Source organism: Cryobacterium sp. TMT4-31 (assembly GCF_004403385.1).
In the GTDB taxonomy this organism is placed as follows: Bacteria; Actinomycetota; Actinomycetes; order Actinomycetales; family Microbacteriaceae; genus Cryobacterium; species Cryobacterium zongtaii.
The window spans coordinates 64,154-89,295 of the sequence record NZ_SOGI01000074.1; the positions used below are offsets into that span (position 1 = coordinate 64,154).

Annotated in this window: 29 protein-coding genes and 1 tRNA gene; 20 read left to right on the top strand and 10 right to left on the bottom strand. The window is 64.7% G+C overall.

The features are described from left to right. The gene (gene rdgB, locus E3T19_RS17935) at nucleotides 1-591 is read left to right on the top strand and encodes an RdgB/HAM1 family non-canonical purine NTP pyrophosphatase (RefSeq protein WP_088455548.1); all 591 of its coding nucleotides are present in this window, start codon (nucleotides 1-3) and stop codon (nucleotides 589-591) included. 67 nt (nucleotides 592-658) lie between these two features. Continuing rightward, nucleotides 659-1,579, top strand: a complete 921-nt coding sequence (locus E3T19_RS17940) for a cation diffusion facilitator family transporter (RefSeq protein WP_134409490.1) — start codon at nucleotides 659-661, stop codon at nucleotides 1,577-1,579. A gap of 29 nt (nucleotides 1,580-1,608) precedes the next feature. Here E3T19_RS17940 and E3T19_RS17945 read toward each other — a convergent pair whose 3' ends face one another. The 4 genes from E3T19_RS17945 to E3T19_RS17960 all read right to left on the bottom strand — a co-directional run bounded on the left by E3T19_RS17945 (nucleotide 1,609) and on the right by E3T19_RS17960 (nucleotide 4,008). Further along, nucleotides 1,609-2,343, bottom strand: coding sequence for a DedA family protein (locus E3T19_RS17945; protein WP_088455550.1), 735 nt, complete (start codon nucleotides 2,341-2,343; stop codon nucleotides 1,609-1,611). A gap of 107 nt (nucleotides 2,344-2,450) precedes the next feature. Then, nucleotides 2,451-3,128: a DedA family protein gene (locus E3T19_RS17950; RefSeq protein ID WP_174776258.1), complete on the bottom strand. Its 678-nt coding sequence runs from the start codon at nucleotides 3,126-3,128 to the stop codon at nucleotides 2,451-2,453. Nucleotides 3,129-3,131: 3 nt separating this feature from the next. After that, the gene (locus E3T19_RS17955; RefSeq protein WP_165788009.1) at nucleotides 3,132-3,794 is read right to left on the bottom strand and encodes a heme oxygenase (biliverdin-producing); all 663 of its coding nucleotides are present in this window, start codon (nucleotides 3,792-3,794) and stop codon (nucleotides 3,132-3,134) included. A 132-nt stretch (nucleotides 3,795-3,926) separates the two neighbouring features. Continuing rightward, a tRNA-Leu gene (locus E3T19_RS17960) sits at nucleotides 3,927-4,008 on the bottom strand. Between the two features lie 119 nt (nucleotides 4,009-4,127). On the opposite strand from E3T19_RS17960, the gene E3T19_RS17965 reads away from it, so the two are divergent. Beyond that, a complete protein-coding gene (locus tag E3T19_RS17965) occupies nucleotides 4,128-4,499 on the top strand; it encodes a hypothetical protein (RefSeq protein ID WP_134409491.1) in 372 nt (123 codons plus the stop codon). Here E3T19_RS17965 and E3T19_RS17970 read toward each other — a convergent pair. Beyond that, on the bottom strand, nucleotides 4,428-5,534 hold the full coding sequence (locus tag E3T19_RS17970) for a tyrosine-type recombinase/integrase (RefSeq protein WP_134409492.1): 1,107 nt from the start codon (nucleotides 5,532-5,534) through the stop codon (nucleotides 4,428-4,430). The genes E3T19_RS17965 and E3T19_RS17970 overlap by 72 nt on opposite strands. Further along, nucleotides 5,509-6,264 (bottom strand): helix-turn-helix transcriptional regulator, encoded by a 756-nt coding sequence (locus tag E3T19_RS17975; RefSeq protein WP_166788920.1) that lies wholly within the window; start codon nucleotides 6,262-6,264, stop codon nucleotides 5,509-5,511. Before E3T19_RS17975 ends, E3T19_RS17970 begins: the two co-directional genes overlap by 26 nt. A 115-nt stretch (nucleotides 6,265-6,379) precedes the next feature. Here E3T19_RS17975 and E3T19_RS17980 point away from each other — a divergent pair, with 115 nt between their 5' ends. From E3T19_RS17980 to E3T19_RS18000, 5 genes are all read left to right on the top strand, one after another. Next, a complete protein-coding gene (locus tag E3T19_RS17980; RefSeq protein WP_134409494.1) occupies nucleotides 6,380-6,562 on the top strand; it encodes a helix-turn-helix domain-containing protein in 183 nt (60 codons plus the stop codon). 373 nt (nucleotides 6,563-6,935) lie between these two features. After that, nucleotides 6,936-7,202 (top strand): helix-turn-helix domain-containing protein, encoded by a 267-nt coding sequence (locus E3T19_RS17985; protein ID WP_166788921.1) that lies wholly within the window; start codon nucleotides 6,936-6,938, stop codon nucleotides 7,200-7,202. A 716-nt stretch (nucleotides 7,203-7,918) separates the two neighbouring features. Further along, complete coding sequence (locus tag E3T19_RS17990; RefSeq protein WP_134409496.1) at nucleotides 7,919-8,221, top strand: hypothetical protein; 303 nt, start codon at nucleotides 7,919-7,921, stop codon at nucleotides 8,219-8,221. Continuing rightward, entirely contained in the window at nucleotides 8,218-8,619 is a 402-nt protein-coding gene (locus E3T19_RS17995) for a helix-turn-helix domain-containing protein (RefSeq protein ID WP_134409497.1), read from the top strand. Before E3T19_RS17990 ends, E3T19_RS17995 begins: the two co-directional genes overlap by 4 nt. Before the next feature lie 125 nt (nucleotides 8,620-8,744). After that, nucleotides 8,745-9,989: a phage major capsid protein gene (locus E3T19_RS18000; protein ID WP_241980357.1), complete on the top strand. Its 1,245-nt coding sequence runs from the start codon at nucleotides 8,745-8,747 to the stop codon at nucleotides 9,987-9,989. Nucleotides 9,990-11,104: 1,115 nt separating this feature from the next. On the opposite strand, the gene E3T19_RS18005 is transcribed toward E3T19_RS18000, so the two are convergent. Together E3T19_RS18005 and E3T19_RS18010 are read right to left on the bottom strand one after the other, a co-directional pair. Beyond that, entirely contained in the window at nucleotides 11,105-11,929 is an 825-nt protein-coding gene (locus E3T19_RS18005) for a hypothetical protein (RefSeq protein ID WP_134409499.1), read from the bottom strand. 211 nt (nucleotides 11,930-12,140) lie between these two features. Further along, nucleotides 12,141-12,434 (bottom strand): hypothetical protein, encoded by a 294-nt coding sequence (locus E3T19_RS18010; protein WP_134409500.1) that lies wholly within the window; start codon nucleotides 12,432-12,434, stop codon nucleotides 12,141-12,143. A 987-nt stretch (nucleotides 12,435-13,421) separates the two neighbouring features. Here E3T19_RS18010 and E3T19_RS18015 point away from each other — a divergent pair. The 9 genes from E3T19_RS18015 (at nucleotide 13,422) to E3T19_RS18055 (ending at nucleotide 19,198) form a co-directional block, all read left to right on the top strand. After that, nucleotides 13,422-14,501: a CpaF family protein gene (locus tag E3T19_RS18015; RefSeq protein ID WP_134409501.1), complete on the top strand. Its 1,080-nt coding sequence runs from the start codon at nucleotides 13,422-13,424 to the stop codon at nucleotides 14,499-14,501. Continuing rightward, complete coding sequence (locus E3T19_RS18020; RefSeq protein WP_088455567.1) at nucleotides 14,498-15,358, top strand: type II secretion system F family protein; 861 nt, start codon at nucleotides 14,498-14,500, stop codon at nucleotides 15,356-15,358. Before E3T19_RS18015 ends, E3T19_RS18020 begins: the two co-directional genes overlap by 4 nt. Continuing rightward, nucleotides 15,346-16,290: a type II secretion system F family protein gene (locus tag E3T19_RS18025; RefSeq protein WP_240632402.1), complete on the top strand. Its 945-nt coding sequence runs from the start codon at nucleotides 15,346-15,348 to the stop codon at nucleotides 16,288-16,290. The genes E3T19_RS18020 and E3T19_RS18025 overlap by 13 nt, the downstream gene beginning before the upstream one ends. A gap of 74 nt (nucleotides 16,291-16,364) precedes the next feature. After that, nucleotides 16,365-16,550 (top strand): hypothetical protein, encoded by a 186-nt coding sequence (locus tag E3T19_RS18030; protein WP_088455569.1) that lies wholly within the window; start codon nucleotides 16,365-16,367, stop codon nucleotides 16,548-16,550. A gap of 70 nt (nucleotides 16,551-16,620) precedes the next feature. Continuing rightward, a complete protein-coding gene (locus E3T19_RS18035) occupies nucleotides 16,621-16,980 on the top strand; it encodes a TadE/TadG family type IV pilus assembly protein (protein ID WP_370028230.1) in 360 nt (119 codons plus the stop codon). Continuing rightward, nucleotides 16,949-17,425: a hypothetical protein gene (locus E3T19_RS18040; RefSeq protein ID WP_088455571.1), complete on the top strand. Its 477-nt coding sequence runs from the start codon at nucleotides 16,949-16,951 to the stop codon at nucleotides 17,423-17,425. Before E3T19_RS18035 ends, E3T19_RS18040 begins: the two co-directional genes overlap by 32 nt. Before the next feature lie 5 nt (nucleotides 17,426-17,430). Then, the gene (locus E3T19_RS18045; RefSeq protein WP_134409502.1) at nucleotides 17,431-17,892 is read left to right on the top strand and encodes a pilus assembly protein TadG-related protein; all 462 of its coding nucleotides are present in this window, start codon (nucleotides 17,431-17,433) and stop codon (nucleotides 17,890-17,892) included. Nucleotides 17,893-17,947: 55 nt separating this feature from the next. Next, nucleotides 17,948-18,232 (top strand): hypothetical protein, encoded by a 285-nt coding sequence (locus E3T19_RS18050; RefSeq protein WP_088455573.1) that lies wholly within the window; start codon nucleotides 17,948-17,950, stop codon nucleotides 18,230-18,232. An 81-nt stretch (nucleotides 18,233-18,313) separates the two neighbouring features. Next, complete coding sequence (locus E3T19_RS18055; protein ID WP_240632403.1) at nucleotides 18,314-19,198, top strand: DMT family transporter; 885 nt, start codon at nucleotides 18,314-18,316, stop codon at nucleotides 19,196-19,198. 262 nt (nucleotides 19,199-19,460) lie between these two features. Here E3T19_RS18055 and rmuC read toward each other — a convergent pair whose 3' ends face one another. Together rmuC and E3T19_RS18065 are read right to left on the bottom strand one after the other, a co-directional pair. After that, the gene (gene rmuC / locus E3T19_RS18060; RefSeq protein ID WP_134409503.1) at nucleotides 19,461-20,786 is read right to left on the bottom strand and encodes a DNA recombination protein RmuC; all 1,326 of its coding nucleotides are present in this window, start codon (nucleotides 20,784-20,786) and stop codon (nucleotides 19,461-19,463) included. Nucleotides 20,787-20,873: 87 nt separating this feature from the next. Further along, nucleotides 20,874-21,491, bottom strand: a complete 618-nt coding sequence (locus E3T19_RS18065) for an exonuclease domain-containing protein (protein WP_134409504.1) — start codon at nucleotides 21,489-21,491, stop codon at nucleotides 20,874-20,876. 109 nt (nucleotides 21,492-21,600) lie between these two features. Here E3T19_RS18065 and ychF point away from each other — a divergent pair, with 109 nt between their 5' ends. From ychF to E3T19_RS19455, 3 genes are all read left to right on the top strand, one after another. Beyond that, nucleotides 21,601-22,674: a redox-regulated ATPase YchF gene (gene ychF, locus E3T19_RS18070; protein ID WP_088455577.1), complete on the top strand. Its 1,074-nt coding sequence runs from the start codon at nucleotides 21,601-21,603 to the stop codon at nucleotides 22,672-22,674. Between the two features lie 341 nt (nucleotides 22,675-23,015). After that, the gene (locus tag E3T19_RS18075) at nucleotides 23,016-23,669 is read left to right on the top strand and encodes a hypothetical protein (RefSeq protein WP_134409505.1); all 654 of its coding nucleotides are present in this window, start codon (nucleotides 23,016-23,018) and stop codon (nucleotides 23,667-23,669) included. A 1,199-nt stretch (nucleotides 23,670-24,868) separates the two neighbouring features. Further along, nucleotides 24,869-25,069 carry a hypothetical protein gene (locus tag E3T19_RS19455; RefSeq protein ID WP_241980341.1) on the top strand — a complete coding sequence of 67 codons (201 nt, stop codon included), beginning with the start codon at nucleotides 24,869-24,871 and terminating at the stop codon, nucleotides 25,067-25,069. The last annotated feature ends 73 nt before the right edge of the window (nucleotides 25,070-25,142 follow it).

The following is a 25,142-nucleotide window of genomic DNA, read 5'->3' on the forward strand; positions in this document are numbered from 1 at the left end:
ATGCGCGTCGTTCTCGCCACCCACAACGCCCACAAGGTCGAGGAGCTGCGCCGCATCCTCGCGCCCATGCTGCCGGACCTGGAGGTGCTGGCCTACGACGGGCCGGAGCCTGTCGAGAACGGCGCGACGTTCACCGAGAACGCGCTGATCAAGGCGCGTGCCGCCGCCGCGCACACCGGCCTGCCCGCGATCGCGGATGACTCCGGCATCTGCGTCGATGTGCTGGGCGGCGCACCCGGCATCTTCTCTGCCCGCTGGGGCGGGCCGGCGCGGGACTCCGAGGAGAATCTGCGTCTGCTGCTCTGGCAGCTCAGCGACATGACCGACGAACACCGGGCCGGTCACTTCACCTGCGTGGCTGCGCTGGCGCTGCCGAACGGCGTAGAACGGGCTGTCTCGGGGGAGTGGCCGGGTCGTATCTTGCGGGAGCCGGCCGGTGCCGGCGGCTTCGGCTACGACCCGATCTTCCAGCCGGACGGACAGGACGTATCGGCCGCCGAACTGCCCGCCGACGTGAAGAACGCCGAGAGCCACCGGGCAGTCGCCTTTGCAGCCCTCGGGCCGGTACTCACCGAGCTTCTAGCCAGCTGAGAACGGCACTCATTCCCAACTAGCCGCTGGGCTGGCTTTCGCCCGGGCGGGCTCGTAGCGTTGACGCATGGGCCACGATCACGCATCCGCTTCGACGAGCAATCGTTCACGCCTGTCGATCGTGATCGGCCTGGTCGCTGCGGTCCTCGTCGTCGAAATCGTCGGTGCCTGGTTCACCGGCTCGCTGGCGTTGCTCGCCGATGCCGGCCACATGTTCTCCGACCTGGCCGGTCTGATCATCGCTCTCACCGCTACCGTCGTCGCGGCCCGCCCCGCCACCGATCGGCAGACCTTCGGCTACCAGCGGGCCGAGGTGTTCGGTGCGCTGCTCAACGGCCTGATCCTGATCGTGGTGGCGGGCTTCGTGGTCGTCGGTGCCATCAACCGGCTGACCTCCGGCGCCACCGCCGAGGTTCTGGCCGGCCCGATGCTCGTGGTGGCCGTGGTCGGCCTGCTGGCCAACATCGTCGGGATCCTGCTGTTGCGTCCGGCCGCGGCCGGGTCGATCAACATGCGCGGCGCCTACCTCGAGGTGCTCGGCGATGCGCTGGGATCGGTAGCCGTGATCGCGGCGGCCGTCGTCATCCTACTGACCGGTTTCGCGCAGGCGGACGCCATCGCATCACTGGTGATCGCCACGATGATCATTCCGCGGGCCTTCGGTCTGCTGCGCGACGTGGTGCGGGTGTTCAGCGAGTCGGTGCCGGCGGATACCGATGTGCGGGCGATCCGGGAGCACCTCGAGGGCACCGCCGGCGTCGTGGCCGTGCACGACGTGCACGTGTGGGCGATCACGTCGGGGTCACACGTGTTCAGCGCCCACATCGTCGTCGAACCCGAGCTGCTCGCGGCCGGACGGTCGGGCGCGCTGCTTCGCGAGCTGTCCGGATGCCTGTCCGACCACTTCGACGTCGAGCACTCCACGTTTCAGCTCGAGCCGGCCGATCATGCGGCGGATGCCGAACACGAGCACCACTCGCACCGCTGACGTTCTGAGCGTCACGCGCTGAGGAGGGGTCAGGCCTCGTGCTTGCCGTCGTTGTCGGTCTTGAAGGTCTCGGGATCGAGCACCAGGTTCTTCGGGTCAACGGTCACGCCGGACCGGGCCTCGCGGCGGGCTTTCACGGTGGACTGCACGTAGTGGTAGATCGTGGGGAGCAGGGTGAGCACAACGGCGCCCAGCAGGATCAGGTCGATGTAGTTGCGCACGAAGTCGGCCAGCGGCGGGATGTAGCCCAGGAAGTAGCCGAAGAAGGTGAGGCCGGCGCCCCAGATCATGGCGCCGATGAAGTTGTACAGGCTGTACTTGCGGTAGTCCATGTGTCCGACGCCCGCGGCGACCGGGGCGAAGGTGCGCACGATCGGCACGAAGCGGGCGGCGATCACGGCGAATCCGCCGAAGCGCACAAAGAAGGCGTTCGTGCGTTGCACGTTCTTGACGCTGAACAGGCCCGATTCCTTGCGCTCGAACACCCGCGGGCCGAGCCTGTGGCCGATCAGGTAGCCCACCTCGCCGCCGACGAAGGCGGCAGCACCGATGGCCAGGGCCACCCACCAGATGTCGATGGTGATGATGTCGAAGAAGACGAACAGGCCGGTGATGACGAGCAGGGTGTCACCGGGGAGCAGGAACCCGATCAGCAGGCCGGTCTCGGCGAAGACGATCGCGCACACACCAAGCAGCGCCCAGGGTCCGAATCCGTTGATGAGGATCTCGGGGTCGAGCCAGGGGATGAGTGCTGTGTTAATCACGAAGAAAACTCCAGTCGTCGGCGGCTAGATCGGCCAGTCGGCGGTGATCGCTTGCGTCGCTACAGGTTAGCGCGTTCTGGCATCTGAAGGCCTGATGAAGGGGTGGGCTAACCCCCCAATGTGTTGTGAGATCCGGTGCTCGTGCGGGCGTCGAGGCGCATCTGGGCACGATCGGCGAACCAGGTGCGCAGGCCGAAAACTATCGACGCCGTGATGAAGAAACCCGCGATGATGTAGGCCGCGCTCTTCACTCCGGGGATCGCTGCGGCGTAGTAGCCCGTCAGGGTGATGCCCACACCCCAAGCCAGGGCTCCGACGATGTTGCTGGAGAGGAATTTGTAGTAGTTCATGCGGCCGACTCCGGCAACGACGGGTACGAAAACCCGTGCCCACGGCATGAAACGCGCCACGACCACCGCCCACCAGCCGTACTTGAGGTAGAAGGACTCGGTCTTCACAATTGCCAATTGGGTGCGCCGGCCACCGCGTTTGTCGAGGTAGCCGCGACCGTATCGTCGACCGAGCAGGAAGCCCACCTGGTCGCCGAGGAACGCGGCGATCCCGACGCCGACGGCGAGCACCACGATGTTCAGGTTGGTCGTGGACGCTGCCACCAGGCCGGCGCCGAACAGGAGCGAGTCACCGGTGACGAACGGGATGAACACCCCCAGGAACAGGGCAGTGCCGGCGAACACGAGGGCCCAGACGAGCAGGTAGAACACCACGACTCCCGCGCTGGAGAGGAAGTCGCTGAGCTGGCCGTCCAGGGCCGCGGCGCGGACCATCGGTTAGCGCGCCAACCCGTCGAAAACGGCGCCGTTGTAGGTGAACGCGGCATCGACCTCCGCGACGAGGGCGTTCACCTCGGCCGGTGCAAGCGACATGGCATTCAGCCGATCGCGGTAGGCACGCTTGTATTGCACGATGTTGTTGATCGCATCGAACCTGTAGAAGCCCAGCTGTTCGGGCGCGGCACCGTAGTACCGGGCCACGAGAGCCGCGATGGCCTGGCCGCCCGACAGGTCACCGAGGTAGCGGGTGTAATGGTGGGCCAGGCAGCGCACCCTGTCGGCACTGGTGAGGGACTGCAAGTGGGCGATGTACTCGGTCGTCGCCGGTAGCGGCGGATGCTCGCGGCGCCAGTCGTCGACGCCCAGCGCGGCGAGGTCGCTTTCGATGGCGGGCAGCCGGTCGAGGGCGGGGTCGAAGACGTCGATGCGGTCGACCTGGGATACCCGGTCGACGAGCTGCTCGAGAGCCTCATAGACCCAGGCGTACTGCCCGAGGTACCGGGTGTAGTCCGCGAGCGAGAGCGCACCGCTCATCAGTTCGGTGATGAAGGACCGCGTTTCGGTATCGCGGTGCTGAGTGCTCGAGCTGGCGCGAAGGTAGTCGGCCAGATTCTGTTGCTGGTCCTGGGGGCGCTGTGGAGAGCTGGGGGTCGCGGTCATGAGAACCGATCTGCTGGGAGACGAGTAAGGCAATCCTAACCACAGCGTATTCAGGGTGGCCAGCATCGAAGAGAATTCTCGGTTACAGCGGAGCCGGACGGCATCTGAGTGCCGACAGCCGGAGCCCGTCGGTGCGGGAGAAGGGACTTGAACCCTCACGCTCGAAAGCACAGGTACCTAAAACCTGCGTGTATACCAATTTCACCACTCCCGCGAGTGAGGCTCCAGTCTAGAGTGCCCTGGTTCTGCGCCGGAGTGGTGGAACGGTCACCCGTCCGGTCAGGCTGTGGATAACTCGCACGCGCGTGCCCGGTTGTGCAGCAGGATTCCTTCATGACCGAGGCCGTGCGCATCATCACCGAGCAGGTGCGGCTGCGCGTGCGCCGCGACGGCGTCGACCTGGCCGCCGACGACGCCCTCGCCGACCAATACGTGCGCGACGAGGTGCGCCGGTACAGCGAACGGGCCCTCGGCGGATCACTGCCGTTGCTCACCGATGAGTTCCAGGCCAGCAGAGAGGTGGTCGCCGCGCTCACCGGGTTCGGTGCCCTGCAACCGTTCCTCGACGACCCCGACATCGAGGAGATCTGGATCATCTCGCCGAAGGGTCTCAGATCGTTGGAATTGCGGGGGCTAGACGTCCGCAGTCCGCAGGGAGTCCGCAGTAAACGACAACGCGCCCGCCATCAGTGCCTGAGACGCTGAGCGGGTGCGGTCATCGGCGTTCGGCCAGAGGTGGCTGTACGTGTTTAGCGTCACGGATGCGGACCGGTGTCCTAAGGCGCGCTGCACGGTCACCACGTCACACCCGGAAGCGATCAGGCCCGATGCGTAAAAGTGGCGGAGGTCGTGAAGCCGAACGCCCTTCAACCCTACTTTGGCGGTCAAGCGGTCCCAGTGATACGCGATAGTTCGCGGCCAGATAGGCCCGCCGTCACGCCCTGGCAGTAGCCACCCAGCATCGCCGTAAACGCCGACCTGTTCAACGTGCCGCGAGAGGATCAGCAAGAGCGAATCCGGCACCGGAATGACCCGCTCGGACCCGTACTTGGGAGGCCGGATCTCTAGCGCCATGCCGGGAGTGCGTTGCACCTGACGTATCACGGAGATCGAGCGAGGCAAAAAATCGATGTCTGCGAGCTGTAGGCCGTTCAACTCGCCAAGCCTGAGGCCCGCGAAGGCCGCAAGGGCCACGACGGGCTTGAACCAGTCCTCAGCGGCCTCGTAGAGCCGTCTCACGTCTTCGGGGGCGGGAATGTCCATAGCCATGTCGGCACGACGTTTGCGGGGGAGTGAGACGCCCTCGGAGGGGTCAGCGCTGAGCGCTCGATCCCTGACGGCGGCGCGCAACACCGAGCGCACGTTGCGCACGCGACCGTGAATGGTGAGGGGTGCCAGCCCGGCGTTCGACATTGACTTCACCCAGGACTCGACGTGTGAGCGTTTCAGGGCTCGAAGCTCGATACCCTCGAAGGTGCATGACCGCACCGCAAGGTCCATTGCCCGCCGCGTGCCTGTCTCCCAAATCTGGCGCTCTGCCCAGACGAGATAGAACGCCCTCAGTGTGACCTTTCCCGCGGCAGGGCTGACGTAGGTTCCGGTGACCCTTCCTGCCGTGACCTCATCTAGCCATCGCTGACCGTCGATCTTGCGGTCGAAGTGCCGGGCGTGCTCTTTGCCTGCATCGTCGCGGTATCGGGCGCGCCATGAGCCGTTATCGCGCCGTTTGATGCTGGACATGCTCACTCTCCTCGAATTCCGACAGGGAGGCCGTGACGTATTGAACCACTACTGACGCCGCCGCTTCCGGGGAGGCCAATTCGAACGCGCCCGGATCCAGATCTGCCAGGTGCACGGGATTCTGATCGGGTTGGAGGCCTTGCCAGAGCGCGTAATCTGCGGCCAATAACGGGCGGCGATGATCGGCGATTCCGTCTGTGCCAGTTTCGACGACGTCTCCGGCCAAGCAATGCATTGACTTGAAGAGGGCTCGCAATGCGTCGTCTACTCGAACGGCCTTGATGAGCCAAGCCGCGGCCCAACGCACCTCGGCGGTGGCTTCGCCGGCCGCGCGAGCGAGCAAAGCCTCAAATGCCACGTCGAGGGCGCTCAGGTGCCCTTGCCACTCGTCAAAAACGTCGATGATCCCGCCGTTCAGCTCCCCGGACACTTCCCGCCTGATGCGTTCGACTGCGTCTCTAATTTCGCCGAACTCGGTATCGGGGGCGGAAAGCATTGTGTCCATTGGCGTTTCGAGCTTGTTCGCGATCAGGTATGCCTCATCGAGGCGGATGGGCCGCTCGCCGCTCTCAATGCGCTGAATGGTCTGCTGGTGGAACGGCAGTCCCTTCCGGCTCAGGCCTCGAGCTAGGTCGGTTTGGGTCATGCCCTGGGCCTCGCGTCGTCGGCGCATTTGCTCCCGGAAGTTGGCCTCCCAGGGGTAGTCGCGTGGTGTCTTGTTGTTCGCCATGAGAAGACTGTACAACATTTTGTTAGCTGTTGATCCCCGAGAGCGGATGTTGTATGAAACAATGAAATATAACGCGCTCACCCCCGAGGCGTTGTGACCCGAAAGGACAATCCGAATGCACCAGCTACTCACCCTCGAAGAGGCGGCGGCCATGCTGCGAAAGACCCCGAATCAAATGCGCTGGCTGATTCACAACGGCACCGCGCCAAAGTCGGGAAAAATCGCGGGTCGTCGAATGTTCCGTGAGTCGGACGTCGAAGCGTACATTGAGGCCGCGTTTTCCGACGAGGAGAAATGAGCACAAAGAAAACCCCCGCTGCCTGGCAGGGCGTCACGGGGGCCGTTTCAATCAGGCACTCTACAAAAGGACCGATCATGAGCGATTCTAACAACGCCCCTGAATGCCCGAAGCTATGCCCCGCCAATGATGGAGACGGGGTCACGTGTGCTCTGCACACCGGTCACTTGGGTCACCATTTCGTGAGCGTATGGGACTTCGCCGGAGTGGGGCTCTACCGACAGACGTGGAGCGATTACCGACCGGTTGGCACGTACGTGACAACGGCAGGGGGCGACGGTGAATCTTGACGATTTCAGCGAGAAAGTGGGCTTGGGCGGTAACAACGCTGACGGCCCCAGACGGTCGGATACTGAAACTAAAGGCGGGTCCCGTGGCCACACTCGCTCGGCTGGCCGACTTCGAAAACGCCCAGAGGGGATACGCCTTTCCGACTGTGGAGACTCTGGCGCGGGAGACGGGTCAAAGCAAACGGGCGACGGAAACGAACCTTGCCCTCTTGGAAGAGTTCGGCGCGCTATCCAGAGAGAAATTCACGGCCTCAGTCGGTGCTCAGCACCTTCGAAGTCGGTACGTGCTGCACGTGCCCGAGATCTACCGGGCGGAGGACGCCGAGTGGCAACGCTGGAACAAGAAATAGGTGCAGATTCTGCACCCACCTCACCCCCTTGTCGAAAAACCGCGTGCGGAATCTGCGCCCATATGGGTGCGGAATCTGCGCCCATATACGTGCGGAATCTGCACCCGCATGGGTGCGGAATCTGCGCACTAGTAGTTATAGACCAGTTAGAGATAAGTCAATTAACAGTGAGTCGAACCTCTGCGAGGATTCGACGCGCGTCGATAAGGATTTCTTGCTCTGTGAGATCTCCTATTGGCATCCGTTTCGCAGAGCAAGAAGTTCAAAACCTGCTGGGGACGATCTCAGAGATTCACGTGAGGTCAGTAGCTGGCGGTTTCGAGGTGGAGCATGCCTAGGCGCAGACCGATACGGCGCAATGTCTCGCCTATCCGCACAGTGGCTCCTCCCGAAGATCTTCCGGTCAACTCCGCTGACGCTTGGGTGCGTGAGCCCGAGAGAGTCACCACCCCTGTCGCGCCGGTCCGCGTCGCTGATCTGATTTGCGCCGTGCCGGGTTGCACTCAGGAGTTGTGGCATCCCGCATCCCGCGCCATTGGGATCTGCGGGAAGACCTCACTAGCTCATCGTGAGGCGCGGGCTCAGGCGCAGAACCTCACTTCCCCCGCCTTGGACGCGGCCTGTGGCGCGACAGGCGCGCTCCCGAGTCCGACGGACTCGCCGAACATGAACCTGCCTCAGATTCGCTCTGACGGCCTCAACGATTGGAACAGATCATGAGCAACATCTTTGATGCAGTATCCGGCCCACTCACAACGGCGCTCGCCGCGCAGCCGACACCGAAGGCCAGGCGCGAACTCCTGGCCGGATTCCTCGAAACTATCCCCGCCCAGGCTCACGCCTCGATCCTGCGCGAGCTGTATTTGGCGGCGTTTGAATTGAACCTCGAATTCATACACGATGCCGCGGCGGCGACGACCGATATCCAAGGCCACATCATCGAGCGCCGGTTGCTGGATGGTGGCGAAGACCTCGCCGCCGAGATTGAGCGCGAGCTAGACAAGGGTGAGCCCGAGTGATCCGTGAGGCTTCCGGCTACATCGCCGGGGAGAACGGTCTGGTGGTGTTGATCCCGCCGCGTGCCGCGGTGATGCTCCTCCGGTCAGGAGCCCTCGATGCGATCCTCTCCCGGTACCCAACGGATACAGAGGTGTTCAATTCGATCAGCGCACTCCGCCACGTCGCGACCCTCTACAGTTCCGCACCGGGTACCGCACTCGGTACAACCTTTGGTGCAATGCCGGAACCTGAGCGAACCTTGATCTACCTCAGCACAACCGAGGCAGCCGAACGGGCTCGGGTAACAGACCGGGGCATCCGTAAGGCGATATCCCGCGGGACGTTGAAAGCCGAACGCGTCGGGAATCGCTGGCAGATCAGCACCGAGGAATTACAGCAATACATCACAAATCGATAAGTGAACCGGGAGCCGCAAGGCTCGCGGGCTGACCAAGTTCAGCTTGAAGGGCAGACGTTTCACTTTCCTACCCAGGGAGCAGAACAACTTTGAGCAATGCAGTAGCAATCGACCGGGCCAAGTCCATGAAGCGCGATGCTTGTGACGCGGCCGAAGAAATCTTGACTAAAGCCAAGGCGGCGAACCGGAGCCTCACCACCGCCGAAGAACGGTCATTCGACGCTCATATGGCTGATGCCAAGGATCTCGCCAACCGTATCGATGAACTCGAATCGGGAGAACGTAGCGCGCTCGCGGCGGATGCTTCCCTCCGACAGCTTCACGGCGGAAACACCTACCGCAGCCTGTCTCGGACTGACATCGAAATCGATGAGAAGTTCCGTCAGACAATCGCGCAGCGGTCCCTCGCTCCGTTTGAAATCACGCAGCGTTCCGACGAGATGCGCTCCGGGTTCCGCCCTGGCATTGAGGGCCGAGCGCTTGCGACGACCAGCGGCGGCGGGCTCGTTGCGACCAGCTTCTGGTCTCAGTTGCAGCGTCACCTCGTGGCGTCGTCTTCGATCCTCGCCGCGGGCGCAACGGTCATCCAGACTCCGACCGGTGAGCCGCTGAAGGTCCCCAAGACCACGGCGTTTTCCACCGCCTCGCTTATCGCTGAGGGTGCGACGATTCCCACCTCTGACCCGACTCTGGGCTCCGCGCAGCTTGACGCGTACAAGTACGGCTTCCTGGTGCAGGTTTCCTACGAACTCGCAGCCGACGCAAACTTCGACCTGCTGGGATTCCTCGCTGAGCAGTCCGGCCTCGCTATCGGAAACGCCTTCGGCGCGCACGCCATTTCGGGCACCGGAACCGGCCAGCCCAATGGCATCCTGACGGGCGCAACGCTCGGTGTCACCGGCCCCACCGGCACGGCTACCTCGCTCGGTTCGCAGACCACTGTCGGTCAGGGTGCTGACCTCCTGATCGACCTGCAGGGCTCGCTCGCCGGTCCCTATGCTCGCTCGGAGTCCGCCGCGTGGCTCATGCGACAGAGCACGTTGCAGATTGTGAAGAAGCTCCGTGACTCCACCGGGCGTTACATCTTCTCCGCTGACATCGTGCCCGGCTCCGGGTCCGCCGGTACCATCCTGGGCCGGCCCGTTTTCGTTGATGAAGCAATGCCCGCCGCTGGTGCGAACGCGAAGAGCATCCTGTACGGCGACATCTCGAAGTACTGGGTTCGCCAGGTCGGTGCGATCCGGTTCGAGCGTTCCGACGAGTTCGCCTTTGACCGCGACCTGGTGACGTTCCGCGGCCTCGCCCGACTGGACGGCGACCTGATCGATACCACTGGTGCGATCAAGTGGTTCGCCCACTCCGCAACGTGATCTTGCGAAATGCCGCGTCAACCACTCCCGCAGACAGGTAGACAACCATCTGCACTGGGAACGGAAGGTAGCGAGGGATTCAGACATTTGCCCGTAGACCTACCTGCGCACAGGACCCTCGACCTACCGTCACACTCAGCGGCAGGTCGGGGGTCCAACCTCTTGCCAGCCCCCCCCCATCTGCACCCCCACCAGGTAGCCCACCACCTGTTACCCGCCACCCCGCACCCCGCCCGCCACACCACGGCGCCACGGTAGACGCCACGACGAGGACACACACGATGACGATGGCTCACGGTCACAGGCACAATGCAGTGCAGACGCTGAGACACCACGCGCACCACTACGAGTCACGACGCAACACGGGCAACACACACACGCATCGCATGCGAAACACCTCGACGCCATGAGTAAACGCATGAGAGACCTAAGCAACGTCAGACGGCCACGAAAACCGGAGGGGCAACACACAATGAGCGCTAGCCGGCACATTTTTTTAGAGAAGTGGTCACACGGTAGACCGCCCTCTGTTCCGTTTTCTCTCTCGCGGCGAAATCAAGGGGATAACCATGGTGTCTACTGAGAGGCCGCGTTACACGGGCCGATCTCCGCACGGCTCGGACGGTCGCTATCGGTGGGAATTGGCTAACCTGGGCAAGGCGTGCCCGGTGTGCAAGGCCGCGAACACGAAAAGGGCCGCTGACTTGCGCGAGCGGGCGCGCAAGGCCGGCAACGAGCGTGTCTTGACGGCGGCGAGGGTCTCCGGAAAAGCGGGGTTAGACCCGGCGGACCTCCCAGACATTGGGCCTATCGAGGCTGAGGTTATCGGGGATCTCGCCGCGCTCGCCGGGCCGGGTGTCGGCACGCAGCGCGCCCTGGCTCGCGCCCTGGCACGTGAGATTGACAGTCTCACTTCTCGGCAAGCAATAGCGCCACTCGCGAAGCAGCTTGTGTACGTGATGGGTAGCTTGATTGCGCCTGCCCCTGCGGTGTTGGACGATTACGACTTGTTCATCCAGGAGTTACAGGAGCCGTTGGCGGTCGAAGATGACGCCGCTGTGGACCCGTGGAGCGCGGAACAATTTCGGAATGGTCGTGGAACTACTTAGGCGGGGTCAAACGAGAACAGTCAAGTCCGACATGGATGAGTAGTAGTCACGGTGTGGCATCTCCACTTCAGCGGTCAGACTGGTCAGAGGACCGCGTCTAGCAGCAAACGGTCCCAACTGCCAGCAATTTTGCCTTCCAGGGACGGGCACCAGCGGAGAGCCGCTTTGCCTGACTACCCATCGTTCGATTGCGCCTTCAGTTCCTTGGTGAACGTACGTTAGCGTCAGGACGTCCTGGATCGAGCGTGTCCCGACTTCGGATGACATCGCCGCCCAATCCTCAATCGTGTATTTGCGCCTCACCTCAATCAAGGTTTCCTCGCCCACCGAGATGACCTGTTCATTCTCGCTGAGCAGAAATGAGTTGTTGCTGGTGGCGAGGGTAACTCTTGCTCTGCGGGGGCCGTCGTTGCTCACCGCCACAGTGAGGCTAATGAACAACTCCGAAGCGCCGTCGTCAGGTAGCGACCAAATTTTGCCAGCGGGCAATTCGGTCAGCGGTCTGGGAGCCCCGGAGGCACTTCTCACTCCCAGGTCGTGTGCCTTGCGTGTCTGGGTGTGAATCCAGACGAGAATTTTTGGTAGTTCTGCATCTATTCGCGACTTGCGGGCATTTGCGATTAGTTCGCGGTTCTGCTCTTGCTCCTCCCTTGCCAAGGTGAGTGTCTGCTCGGTCGCGTCCACACTGCGCTTGGTCTGGAGGATCTGCAACCAGATCAAGACCCCGGTGACCGCAGCCACCAGGGCCGCTCCGACTGTCGCCCAGACTGCTAGAACGTCGAGCCATGACGGTATTAGGTCAATGGGAATTGGCGCAATTGCTGAGTGCATACGCCGAGGCTATCGCCCCGCCAGCGGCGCACGACCAAGGTCTGTCGCGCGAAGGGCTCGCCACTGCCTAGTTGGAGTGCTTACCGCGGTCTGCTCGGCCTTAGGTCGCAGGCGAGCGAAGGCACGAGGCGCCTGAGGTTTTCGACGTGGGCATTGCTGCCGCCAAAGAACGGCAGTGTCAAAGTGGGGCCTGAATAGTCAAGAGTGACCTTCACTCGCATGGGTGAGTCGAGGGTGAGGGCGCGCAGGTACTCTCAGATCCGAAGGTGAGGAGTATCAGTACGTCGTCGGTGAACGCGACGACGGTCTTGGGCTCTGATGGTTCTCGTATTTCAAAGTCGTGGTCTATAAAAACAATAGGAGAATCGCCCGCAATAAGGGCGATCTTCGCCGCTGCTAGCCTCGCCCAATTGGGGGTTCTGTCAGCCCAGGAATCGGTAGATGGCTCGATCGCCTTTAGTTCCTTGATGATTACGGTCTGAATCTCTTCGAATGTTTGGCTCATTCCCCTAGTTGACCGCACGTGCGGGTCGGGGGGTACCCCCAAAAGCCGTTTGAGGCGCGGAAAAGCCCCCGCCTTAGGGATTAAGGCGAGGGCTCCGTCCTACGCGGTGGCGCTATTCAAGCTATGGACACCATTGAGGATGCTCACGACCGAGCGGCACATGTCAAGCGCCATCCGCACTGCGTTTGAACTCGGACGCCCGCTCCACACAGAAACTGCCCCGCCCTTTAACCACACGCACAGTTCATAGGACTGGCGGTAGATAGCCATGGCTACACCGCGGAGCGATGTAAGCGACCCTTGCACAATCGCGTGCACTGTTTTATCGAGAAGTGAAGTTGTGATTGACGTTGTGACCAGCGCTGTGATTGACGTTGTAAACAACTTTGTGATTAGTGTTGCGATTAGCTGTGACACGTTATGTGTCCATATGGACAACATTGTTGTATTGTTGCACTGTGCACTTGTGCGGTTGTAACAACTAAACGAACTCATGGATAGACCTCTTGGTAGGTGTGAACATGGGGGTGCCTTTCCGGCCTGAAATTTTGCCGATTTCAGAGTCCGTGGTTTTTTGAGAGAGTTACATGACTAACACGCCCGGTGATGCTGGGCGTGTTTTTCATATTAAGGCGAGCGCCTATGTCTTCTATTATCCGGCATCCCCACGGCTTTCTTATTTCTCGCGCAGCGGCGACGAGCCAATAAGTCTGCTATTTCCGTCTGATCTGGGCTTTCCGTTGCTCAGGCCTGTGGATAACTCAACACGTTTGTCGTGTTTTGTTCGTTCCAACGCTTTGAATACTCGTCCGGAACCTTATGGTGTGGATAAATCACATCCGGCGTACGCCACATTCCTGGCACTCCCATGCGCGCTCACCGGCCCTCATCGGCAATAGGCACGCGGGACAGTTCGGAGTATCGAGGTCATCCATGGAGCGAGAGTAGTCCCCGCCGGTCGAGTCCGCAGGAAGTCCGCAAGAGTCCCTGCGAAGGACCAACTTTCACAGTTGCCCACGACGCTCAGAAGCCCGGAATTACAAGGCAGACAGTCACACACCAGCACAGACAAACACACTATGTGAGTTCTGGATCAACTCGCCCAGCCGGGTTTTCGTCGCCCGTGACGGTGTGCCAGAGCTGACCCCGATGGTGCTCACCGAGCGGGAGGTGCGCGACCTGGTTGAGCGGATGTTGCAGGCGTCCGGCCGGCGGGTCGACCTGTCCTCACCGTTCGTGGATGCGTCCTTGCCCGACGGCTCCAGACTGCACGTGGTGATCCCTGACATCACCCAGCGATACTGGTCGGTCAACATCCGCAAGTTCACCCGGCGCATCCGGGACCTCACCCAGCTCGTGGCGCTGGGCGCGCTCACCCAGCCGGCCGCGGAGTTCATGCGGGTGTGCGTGCGTGGCGGGCAGAACATCCTCGTCTCCGGGGCCACCCAGACCGGAAAGACCACCATGCTCAACGCGCTTCTGTCGGCCACGCGTCGCACCGAACGCATCATCACGGTGGAGGAGACCTTTGAACTGAGCGTCGGCGCGCGTGATGTCGTGGCCATGCAGTGCCGGCAGCCCAGTCTGGAGGGTGCGGGCGAGATCACCCTGCGCCGGCTGATCAAGGAATCACTGCGGATGCGGCCGGACAGGCTCGTTGTGGGTGAGGTGCGTGAGGCGGAGAGCCTGGACCTGCTCATCGCGCTGAACAGCGGGCTACCCGGCATGTGCTCGATCCACGCCAACAGCGCCAGGGACGCCCTCGCGAAGCTGTCGACCCTGCCGTTGCTGGCCGGGCGCAACATCGACTCCTCGTTTGTGCTGCCCACCGTGGCGGGCTGTATCGACATCGTGCTGCACTGTGAGATGGACCGGCACGGGCGCCGCCGGGTAACCGAGATCATCGCACCGAGCGGTCAGCTGACCGGCTCCACCATCGAAGCCAGCCCGCTGTTCCTCATGAAGAACGGGGTGCTGGAACACACCGGCGGATTCCCCACCAAGCTCGCCAAGTTCCGGGCCGCAGGTCTCGACCCGGCCGAGGTGCTGCGGAGGGGAGCGGCATGACCCTGGTTCTGGGCAGCCTGCTCGGTGCCGGGCTGCTTCTGCTGAGCTCACCGCTGCTCTGGCCGGCCACCGATGGTGCGTCCCGCAGCGGCCGGCTGGTGTCGGGCTGGCGGGCCCGGCTCGCGCAGGCCGGCTTCGGGTCGGTGCCGGTGCCGGTGTTCGCCGCGCTGTCTGCGGTGCTCGCGGTGGCTTCCGCCGCGCTCGCCGAGGCGGTGCTTGGTGTGCGAGCGCTCACCCTGGTCGTCGGTGTGGTCTGGCTGGTGTTGCCCTCCCTCATCGTGCTGTGGCGGGCCAGGGCCAGGCGGCGGTTGAACCGCACGGTCTGGCCCGATGTGGTCGACCACCTGGTCTCCGCCGTGCGGTCGGGGCTGGCCCTGCCCGATGCCGTGAGCAGCCTGGCGCAGGCCGGGCCGGTGGTCACCCGCACGGCGTTCGCCGAGTTCGAGCGAGAGTACCGGGCCACCGGCAACTTCGGCTACAGCGCTGACACGCTCAAAGCCTCCCTCGCCGACCCGTTCGCCGACCGCTTGATCGAGACGTTGCGGATGGCACGGGACGTGGGCGGCAGCGACCTCACCGTGGTGCTTCGCAGCCTGTCGAGCTGGTTGCGGCAGGATGCCGCGGTGCGCGCCGAGGTCGAGGCCAAACAGTCCTGGGTGGTGAACGCCGCCCGGCTGGGCGTGGCCGCACCGTGGATCGTTCTGGTGCTGATCAGCAGCCGTCCGGAGGCGGCCCAGGCCTTCAACACCCCGGCCGGAACCGTCGTCATCCTGGGCGGTCTCACCGTATCGGTGCTGGCCTACCGGGTGATGCTCATCGTGGGGCGGCTGCCCGAGGAACGCCGGTGGTTCCAGTGACGGCGCTCGCCTGGGGTGCCTTCTTCGGGTCGGTGCTCGGCATCGGACTCTGGTCGCTGGTGAGCCTCACCCCGCGGCTGAGCCGGCCCCGGCTCGCGAACCGGTTGGCGCCCTACCTGCTCGACGTGTCGGCCGAGGCCCGGGTCTTCGTGGGCCGCCGCTCCGTCGACCCGATCCCGGTGCTGGGCACCCTGTTCTCGCCGGTGTTCGAGACCCTCGCGCAGGCCCTTGCCAATGCGCTCGGCGGCGCCGACATCCTCGAGCGTCGTCTTGCGCAATCGGGCTCCTCCCGAACCGTCGACGCCTTCCGGTCCGAGCAACTGGCGTGGGCGCTGATCGGCGCCGCCGGCGCGCTGCTGTTCGCCCTCGGCACGCCGTCGGGCCGTAGCTGGCCGCTGATCGTGCAGGTCGCGGCGCCCGTCGTCGCGGCCGGAGCGGGGGTGCTGCTGCGGGACACCCTGTTGAAACGGGCGGCGACGGCACGCCTGGCCCGGATCGACAGCGAGCTGCCCACCATCCTGGAGTTCCTCACCCTGTCCCTCGCGGCCGGTGAGGGCATCCTCGATGCATTGCGCCGCGTCTCCCGCAGTACCTCGGGGGAGTTGTCCCGCGAATTCGCCGGGGTGATCGGTGACGTTCACGCCGGAGTGTCGCTCAGCACGGCGCTGACCGAGCTGTCCACCCGGATGCGTCTCATGTCACTGACCCGGTTCGTGGACCAGGTCGTCGGGGCGATCGACCGCGGCTCTCCGCTCGCCGACGTGCTGCGGGCCCAGGCCCAGGACGGCCGGGAGGAATCCAAACGGCATCTGCTCGAGGCGGCGGGCAAAAAAGAGGTGGCGATGATGGTGCCGCTGGTGTTCCTGATCCTGCCGATGACCATACTTTTTGCGATTTTTCCCGGCTTGTTCGTGCTGCAGGCCGGTTTTTAGACGTCCCCGACCGACACCGTTCCAGCTGCACCGCCCCGCTCCATCCGTGCACCACCGAGAGAAAGCAGGACACCGTGAGCCTCACCACCCAGTTTCAGAACCGTATCCGCATTGGTCTGCACGACGAGAGGGGTGACGTACCGGGCTGGGTGTTGATCACCCTGATGACAGCCGGGCTGGTCATGATCATCTGGGGTCTGGCCGGACCCGCGCTCAGCGGCATCTTCGAGCAGGCCATCGAGCGGGTCAGCGGCATCTAGCGGATGCCCTGATACCGACATGATCCGCAGGTGGCGGTGTGCGCAAGGCGACGCCGAGCGTGGCACGGCGGTGGCGGAATTCGTCATGGTTTCGGCGCTGCTCACCGCTCTCACGTTGGCGGTCCTGCAGCTCGCGCTCGCCCTGCACATCCGCAACACCGTGCTGGATGCGGCAGCGGAAGGCGCCCGATACGCCGCGCTGGCCGACAGCGGCCTCGAGCAGGGCGCCGAACGCAGCCGCGACCTGATCACGGCGGCGCTCGGACCGGTCTACGCCGCCGATGTCACGGCCAGGTACGCCGATGTCGCCGGGCAGACCGGCGTGCAGGTGCGGGTGGTGGCCCCGCTGCCGATGTTCGGTCTGTTGGGTGTGGACCGTGGCCTGGAGGTGAGGGGACATGCGGCCGTGGAGGGGTTGGAAACCGAGTGACCGATGGTGGCTACCGACCGGCGAGCGCGGGTCAGCCTCGCTCGAGTTCATCACCGCCGGGCTGATTTTGCTGGTGCCGCTGGTCTACCTGGTCCTGACGATGTCCGTGGTGCAGGGCGGTGCGTTCGCGGTGGAGGGTGCGGCCCGGCAGGCGGCCCGGGTGTACGTTCAGGCGCCCACTGCCGGCGCCGCTGAGGCCCGCGCCGAGCGTGCCGTGTTGGTGGGGCTGGCCGACTACGGCATCGACGCGGCCGCCGCCGAGGTGAGCATCACCTGCCCGGGGTCCGCCGTGTGTCTGTCACGTCGCAGCGTGGTGACGGTGACGGTGCGGGTGGTCGTCGATCTGCCCTTTGTGCCCGCCGTCATCACCCAGTCGCACGGCGGCAGCATCCCGCTGCAATCGTCGGCCACCCAGACGGTGTCCAGATTCTGGCACGAGGGGTGACCGCGATGGCGCACAGGGCCGGCGTCGGCATCGGCCGCAGCACCCGGGGCGAGGACGGTTCAACCCTGCTGATCACCATCTTTTACGGCTTTCTGGCGCTGCTGGTGGTGCTGATCGTGGTCGCCGCTACGAGCCTCTACCTCGAGCGCAAAAAGCTGTTCACGCTGGCGGATGGGGCGGCGCTCGCCGCGGCGGAATCGTTCACCCTCGACTCGGTCGCGATAGAGGCCGGTGAACTGCATGCGGCCCTGACGACCGGCGAGATCCGGGCCGCGGCGACGGCGTACCTGGCCGCCGCGGAGCAGCCGGGGATCGACAACTTCGTGCTGGCCCGCGCCGACACGGCGGACGGCCAGAGCGCCACGATCACCCTGCAGGCCTGGTGGCGTCCGCCCGTGTTCACCCTGTTCGTACCCGATGGCCTGCCCGTGGAGGTCACGGCGGTGGCCCGGTCGGTGTTCCACTGACGACTCCGAAGGTGGCATCTGCCCGGATGCAGCGAGGCTCGGTAGAGTTCCAGACATGAAACGCATTGACTACTACGGCAGAAGCTTCACCGTCTCGGACCGCTTTGCTGACGCCCTCGTGAGCTACCTCAACGACGCCGTGACCTCGGGCAAGCCGTTGGGGGAGTTCTTCGAGATGCGCTGCTACATCACCGACCCCGGTCAGACGGTTGACGTCACCATCCAGGTGGTGGCGGGCGTGCCGCTGCTGGTCTACCCGGCCGATGCGGTCTTCGACGGGGTCGCCGAGATCGAGGACGACCCGGCCGCCGTTGGTCGGTTGGGCTACCGGCGCAGCTGACCTGCCGAACCGCGCGGCCAGCCTGCGGTGGCTGGCCGGTAGTGTCGTCGGAGTGCCGCATCCGGTCGGCGGGGGAGAATAGTGACAGCCAAGCGTGACCGCCTCACCGGCGCCGGAGCCCAACTCGTCACCGAGGTGACGATCAACTACGGCTCGTCGTTGGCTGGGCTACTCATCCCCGTGGTCGGCTCGCCCGTCGTCGTGGCGGTGCGCCAGCTCGTGATGGCGATCACCGTGCTGCCGTTCTACCGGCCCAAGTTCGTCACCTTCACCTGGGCAAGGCTGTGGCCGGCACTGATGCTGGGCGTTGTGCTCGCGGTGATGAACCTCACCTTCTACGAGTCGGTCGACCGGCTCGGTCTGGGCGTGGCCGCGACCATCGAGTTCCTCGGCCCGTTCGCCGTGGCGCTGGCCGCGTCCCGCCGAGCACTCGACTTCGTCTGCGCGGCCGCTGCCGCCGGCGGGGTGTTCCTGCTCACCTGGTCGGATGGCACACTCGACCCGTTCGGCATCGCCTTGGCGCTCACCGCCGCGGCCGCCTGGGCCGCCTACATCCTGCTCACCCGCCGGGTGGCCACCCAGCTGCCTGGCCTGGAGGGCATCACCATCGCCAGCCTGGTCAGCCTGGTGCTGCTCGTTCCGCTGGCGCTGGTCACCGTGGATTACTCGAAGCTGAACTGGGGCGTGATCGGCCTTCTCGTCGCCGTGGGCGTGCTGTCCTCGGCGTTCCCGTACACGCTCGACACCTTCATCCTGCGTCGGATCACCCCGCGGCTCTACGCGATCATCACGAGCTTCGGTCCGGTCGTCGCGGCGGTCTTCGGCGTGCTGGTGCTCGGAGAGACCCTGCTTCTGCAGCAGCAGGTCGCCATCGTCGTAGTCTGCGCCGCGGCCGGCGCGGCGATCGCCACCCAGCGCGAACAGCCGGTGTCCGACCTCGAGCGCACCGCCCGCGCCATCCCGTAGCGGTGCCGTCGGCGCCATCCGTGCACGCCTTTCGAAGCGACACCCCCGCCGACGAGCCGCAAATGTGCCCTTCGCGCACGCTGAAGGGGCCCATTGCGGCATCTCGGCGGGCGGGCGGCCCGGTGAGTTGCCATTTCACGCCCATTCCGGGTGCCCGAGGGGGCCTGAACTGGCAACTCAGGTGCGAGGATGCCGGCGAGATGGCAGTTGGTGCCCCTTCAGAGTTCTTGAAGGGGCCTCAACTGGCAACGTGTCTGCGGGGTCAGTCGCGGGTGGGGATCGCTTCCAGGGCATCGGTCTCGAGCGCGGCCACGAACTCGTAGGCCACCAGCTCGCGGGGGGTCTCTTCGATGCCCACCAGCGGGGCCAGCACCTTCGACTCGTCGAGGGCGTTGAGCTTGCGGGCGGTGGGCAGCACCTGGCGCTCCATGGAGCCGACGAAGCCGTTATAGTCCTTCACGGTGCGCTCGATCGCCCTGCCGAGCTTCTCGATGTGGGTGGCGGTGGTGGCCAGCCGGGAATACAGCTCACGGCTGAGGTCGAAGAGCACCTGGGCATCGTGGGTGAGCACATCCTGCTGCCAGCTGAACGCCACGGTCTTCAGCACCGACCACAGGGTGACGGGGGAGGCCAGTGCGACGCGCTTGCTGAACGCGAACTCCATAAGCGACGGGTCGGCCTCCAGCGCCGACGACACCAGCGATTCGCTGGGGATGAACGCGATCACGAGCTCGGGGGAGGCCGCCAGGCCCTGCCAGTATGCCTTGCTGCCCAGCGCGGTGACGTGGTCGCGCACGGCCTTCACGTGCGCCTTCATGAACACGGCGCGTTGGGCGCCATCCGCACCGGTCGCCGTCGCCGGAATCTGGCTGGCCTCGAGAAACGCGGTGAAGGGCACCTTGGCGTCCACGGCGATGTTCTTGCCGCCGGGCAGGTGCACGACCATGTCGGGCCGGCCGGCGCCGGCATCCGACGTGATGCTGGACTGCACGTCGAAGTCGACCCGTTCGATGAGCCCGGCGGCCTCGACCACGCTGCGCAGTTGGGTCTCGCCCCAGACACCACGGGTGTTGTTGGCGCGCAGGGCCGAGGCAAGGGATTCGGCGGTGCTGCGCAGGCGCTCCTCGGACTCGGTGGCCGAGCGCAGCTGTTCGGTGAGCTCGCCGTGCTGCAGACTGCGCTGCTGCTCGAGCTCGGCTACCTTCTGCTGCATGTTCGCCAGGCTGTCTTTCACGGGGGCCAGGGCCTGCAACACCTGGCTCTCCTGTCGGTCCCGTTCGGTGCGTGCAGCCTGGTCGTCGCGCTGCCGGTCAACGATCTCGCGGTACTGCCGTCGCTGGTCGGCGATCTGGTCGCGCAGGCCGTCGGCGGTGGCCTGCATCGAGGCGAGCTCCTCCCGCAGCAGCGACTGCACACCGGCCTCCCTGGCGCGGGTGTCGGCGAGCACCACCTGATGCCGGGCCTCGAGCACGGCCGGATCATCGACTGCAGGGCCGGGCGACCGGCGACGCTGGAGGAACACGGCGCTCACGAGGGCACCGAGCAGCACACCGAGAAGCAGGCCGAGGAGAAGCGCGAGGAGATCCATCCGGCCAGTCTGACAGCGGCCACCGACACCGCCGGGAGCCGGGACGCGCGTCGTGCGGCCGGAGCTGCCCAGGGCAGTCGGTGCCGGCTAGTTCAAGGCCATCGGGCCGTGCGTGGCGCGGTGTTCCAGGGTGGCGACCGGGCCGATCACGCCGACGTTGACGCCGCAGATGCGGGCCAGGTCTTCGATGGTGTCGGCGCCGTGCCGGTCGGCGGCGTGGATCATGATCGCGGCGCAGGCCTCGGAGTCGGCGAGGGCGTTGTGGTGCGAGAAGTCCTCGAAGCCGGCGGCCATCGCCGCGACCGGCAGCCGGTAGGAGTCGAGGTGATAGGTCTTGCGGGCCACCTGCAGACTGCAGACGTAGCGGAAATCGGGCACCGTCATGCCCGTGATCGCGGATGCGGTCTTGATGACACCCAGGTCGAAGCCGGCGTTGTGTGCCACGAGCACGTCGCCATCGGCGAAGTCGACGAGGTCGGGCAGCTGCTGCGACCAGCTGAGCGCCGCGGCCACGTGCTCGGGGCGGATGCCATGGATCTTGATGTTCCACTCCTGGAACAGGTCATGGCCCAGCGGCGGCTTGATGAACCAGCCGATCTTGTCGACGACGACGCCGTCGCGCACCTTCACCAACCCCACCGAGCAGGCCGAGGCGGCCGAGGAGTTGGCGGTTTCGAAATCGATGGCGGTGAAATTGACGGGCACGCCTCATGGTCTCACGCGCCACCGACGCTGCCGCGCCGCGGGCATCCGCCGGCCGGGCCTGGCGTGAAGGGGCGCGTCCGAACGGGCTGAGCCGGTACCATGGACTCTCGTGGCTCTTACTATTGCAATCGTCGGACTGCCCAATGTCGGCAAGTCCACCCTCTTCAACGCGTTGACCAAGAACAACGTGCTCGCGGCGAACTACCCATTCGCCACCATCGAGCCCAACGTTGGCATCGTCAACCTGCCTGACCACCGCCTGGCGAAGCTCGCCAAGGTGTTCGGCAGCGAGCGTCTGCTGCCGGCCCCGGTGTCTTTCGTCGACATCGCCGGCATCGTGCGCGGCGCCAGCGAGGGTGAGGGGCTGGGCAACAAGTTCCTCGCCAACATCCGCGAGGCCGACGCCATCGCGCAGGTCATCCGTGGTTTCGCCGACCCCGACGTGGTGCACGTCGACGGTGCGGTCAACCCGGCCGGTGACATGGAGACCATCAACACCGAGCTCGTTCTCGCCGACCTGCAGACCCTCGAAAAGGCGATCGTCCGGTACGAGAAGGAGACCAAGGGTCGCAAGCTCGACCCCAGCGTTCTCAAGACCGCGCTCGAAGCGCAGACCTTCCTCGACACCGGCAAGCCGCTGTCGGCGTCGAAGATCGACGTTGAGCCCATCCGCGAACTCGGCCTGCTCACCACCAAGCCGTTCATCTACGTCTTCAACGTCGACGAGGCCGTGTTACAGGATGCCGAGAAGCTGGCCACGCTGGCCGCCCTCGTCGCTCCGGCCAATGCCGTGTTCCTCGACGCCAAGCTCGAATCCGAGCTCGCCGAACTCGACGAAGAGGATGCCGCCGAGATGCTGGCCTCCACCGGCCAGGAGGAGAGCGGGCTCAACCAGCTCGCCCGCATCGGCTTCGACACTCTGGGCCTGCAGACCTACCTCACCGCCGGCCCCAAGGAAACGCGGGCCTGGACCATCCACAAGGGCTGGACCGCCCCGCAGGCCGCTGGTGTCATCCACACCGACTTCCAGAAGGGCTTCATCAAGGCTGAGGTCTTCGCGTTCCAGGACCTGATCGACGCCGGTTCCGTGGTGGAAGCCCGCGCCAAGGGCAAGGCCCGCATCGAGGGCAAGGAATATGTCATGCAGGACGGCGACGTCGTGGAATTCAGGTTCAACGTCTAGTTCCATCCCGGCAGCATTTCGGCCCCGCCCCGGTTCTCCCGCGGTGGGGCTTTGCTGTACCTCCAGGACAGGAGCAGCGGTGCTGAGCTCGCCTTTCGCCCGCGCCAGCGCAAACCGCGACCGCGGGGAGGTGATCTTGGCTGCCGTGGATGCGGCTTGCCCTGCCCTAGCCTTGTGTACATGGGGGTACTGCTGTGCTGAAGAAAACTGACCAGTGGGACGTGCGGATCCTGTACGCCGGGATGATTGCTCTGATGCTGGCGGTGTAAGTGTGGTTTGCCGGCGACCGTCTCCTTGAGGCATCAGTGTTCCTTTCGGTAGGGGCGGTCTACGCATTTCTCGTGGTTCGCGTCGTCTCACGATCATTCCGGGCGTTCACGGTGATGCTCTGGTCGTTCCTCCTGAACTACTGGATGTTGATCTCGCTCGACGTCGATGGCGCCCTGGACATCCCCGCGGCGGGGCCGTGGTTCATAGGGTTCATGGTCGGCTCGATCGCCGGCGGATACATCTGGTCGGGACCGGGTGCCGGGCGAGAGCGCACGCAAACCCGCCCGCGCCGGCCTGACGCCGACGGCAAGTTCTCCGGCGGGTGGCGCCTGGCACTGATCAATGCAGCCTGCGCGCTGGTGCTGTTCGGCATCGGGACAGCCCAACTGGTTCGCCTGTCACCGACAGCGCCTGCTGTTGCAGTTCTTGTTGTCGCTGTCATCGCAGGATGGGCATTGTTCCGCTTCCCGCTGCCGCTGCAAATTAGAAACGGCCTCCTTTGCCTTGGCCTACCCGTTGTGTGGGTTGCCTTGGCGTTCGTGGGTGGTGCCACCGACCAGATGGCCATTCCGCATGCGTCGGCTTATGGCGCCCTCGCCGGGATTTTGCTGGGCGGACGGTACTGGTGCGGCCCCCAGTTCGGCGCGCCCCGGCCGCCCTTCAACGGCCAGGGACGGCGGCGCCGGCGACGGAAACGCCGGCCGAAGCAGCAGCAGCAAACATAAAGGCGCTCAAGACCAGCTGTAGCCGCCGCCCGTGAGAAGCAAGCCAAGGACCGTTGAATCGGCAAGCTAGCATCGGGGCTGCTCTAGCCACACGGCGTGCGTGGGATTGGGGGTGGTCCGACTGAGAATGCATGGTGCCGGAAAACAATCGGTCTCGCCCTGCTGGCCCTGCTCACGCTGACGGGCCGCGATGAGCGGCCATTCACCCGTGCCGACGCCATCTCCACTCCGAACTCCGCCATTCAGGTCGGCGGGTATCGGGACAGGACCTGGGAGTACGTGGACGGGGCCGGCACGACGAGGGAACTCAATCGGTGTGAAGACACGAGCCCATGGAACGTTGCTTACAGCTGCACCTCACCCGATAGGAGCGTCGAGTTGACTTTCAACCTCTCAAAATACGGAATAAGGAACCCCACCCTCCACGTCGGTGACGAGGAGGTGCCGCTCTACTGCATCAACGACGGATTTTGGGGCGGCGGGCTGAGATTCTGCCTCCCGGAGACGGCGCCTGCCATTCCGACATCTCGGCGCAAAGCTTAGAAAGAGCTGTTGATGAGCCGTGACATCCGGAGCGTCGTTCCTCCCGCCGTCGCCGAGGCGAAGCTATGACCCGCGACTCGACCCCCCAGCCCACAGGGGAGGGTCAGCAGCACCAAGATTCCGAGACTGGCGGGGCCGCTGCGGGGACCGTGCCGGGAAGTACCCTTCCGGTAAGGGCCGGCGGGCCTCCGTCCCACTGGCTGTTTTGGTCCTACCTGTGGCGGTGTTCTCTGCTTTTTGTCGTTCTGATCGGTGGCTGGGGAACGTACTGGGGGATTGCGGGAGGCGCCGGCAACCCCGCATATACCGATCAGGCCATGGTCGTCGACATGGCCGTCACCGGCTTCATGTTCGGAGCCCTGGGCCAGGTTATTGCCTTCGCCGTGGCTCTTACCCTCTTCATCCGCTCGATGCCTGCCCGTCGGCGGTGGGCAGCACACCGGGAGGCCGGTTGGACGACGGCGCAGTGCAGGGCCGATGACGCTCGCCGGTCGCGTGTGGAGCACACGCAGATGCTTAATGCCCGTCTGCGCAAACTCGGGCTCCGCCCGGTTCCGCCCCCACTCCGTGGACGCCTCCGCCGCCCAAGAAACCGACCACAGTGAGCCGATTGTCCGTTGTGCTGTTCCTCGACCTCAAGCGGATCGAGAGGGTCAGTGACGACCGTGTCCGTTCTGGTGAAGACACAGGACTGCGGTCCGCTGGCGATTCACTGGGGCGTGACCAGCGATAACCAGGACGAGATCGCAGCCAGCTCCATACCCGGGGCGACCTATGAGTTCGACGTCGGCTGGTTCAGCCGCACGTTCTTCAAGAACGGAATTCAATCGGCGCGGGATTATCGGCTCATCGGGTAACCCGCCTGAGCCCTGCGGGCGCCACTGGCGCTGGCTCGTGGCTATCATGGAGACCTTGAGTAATCCCATGCTG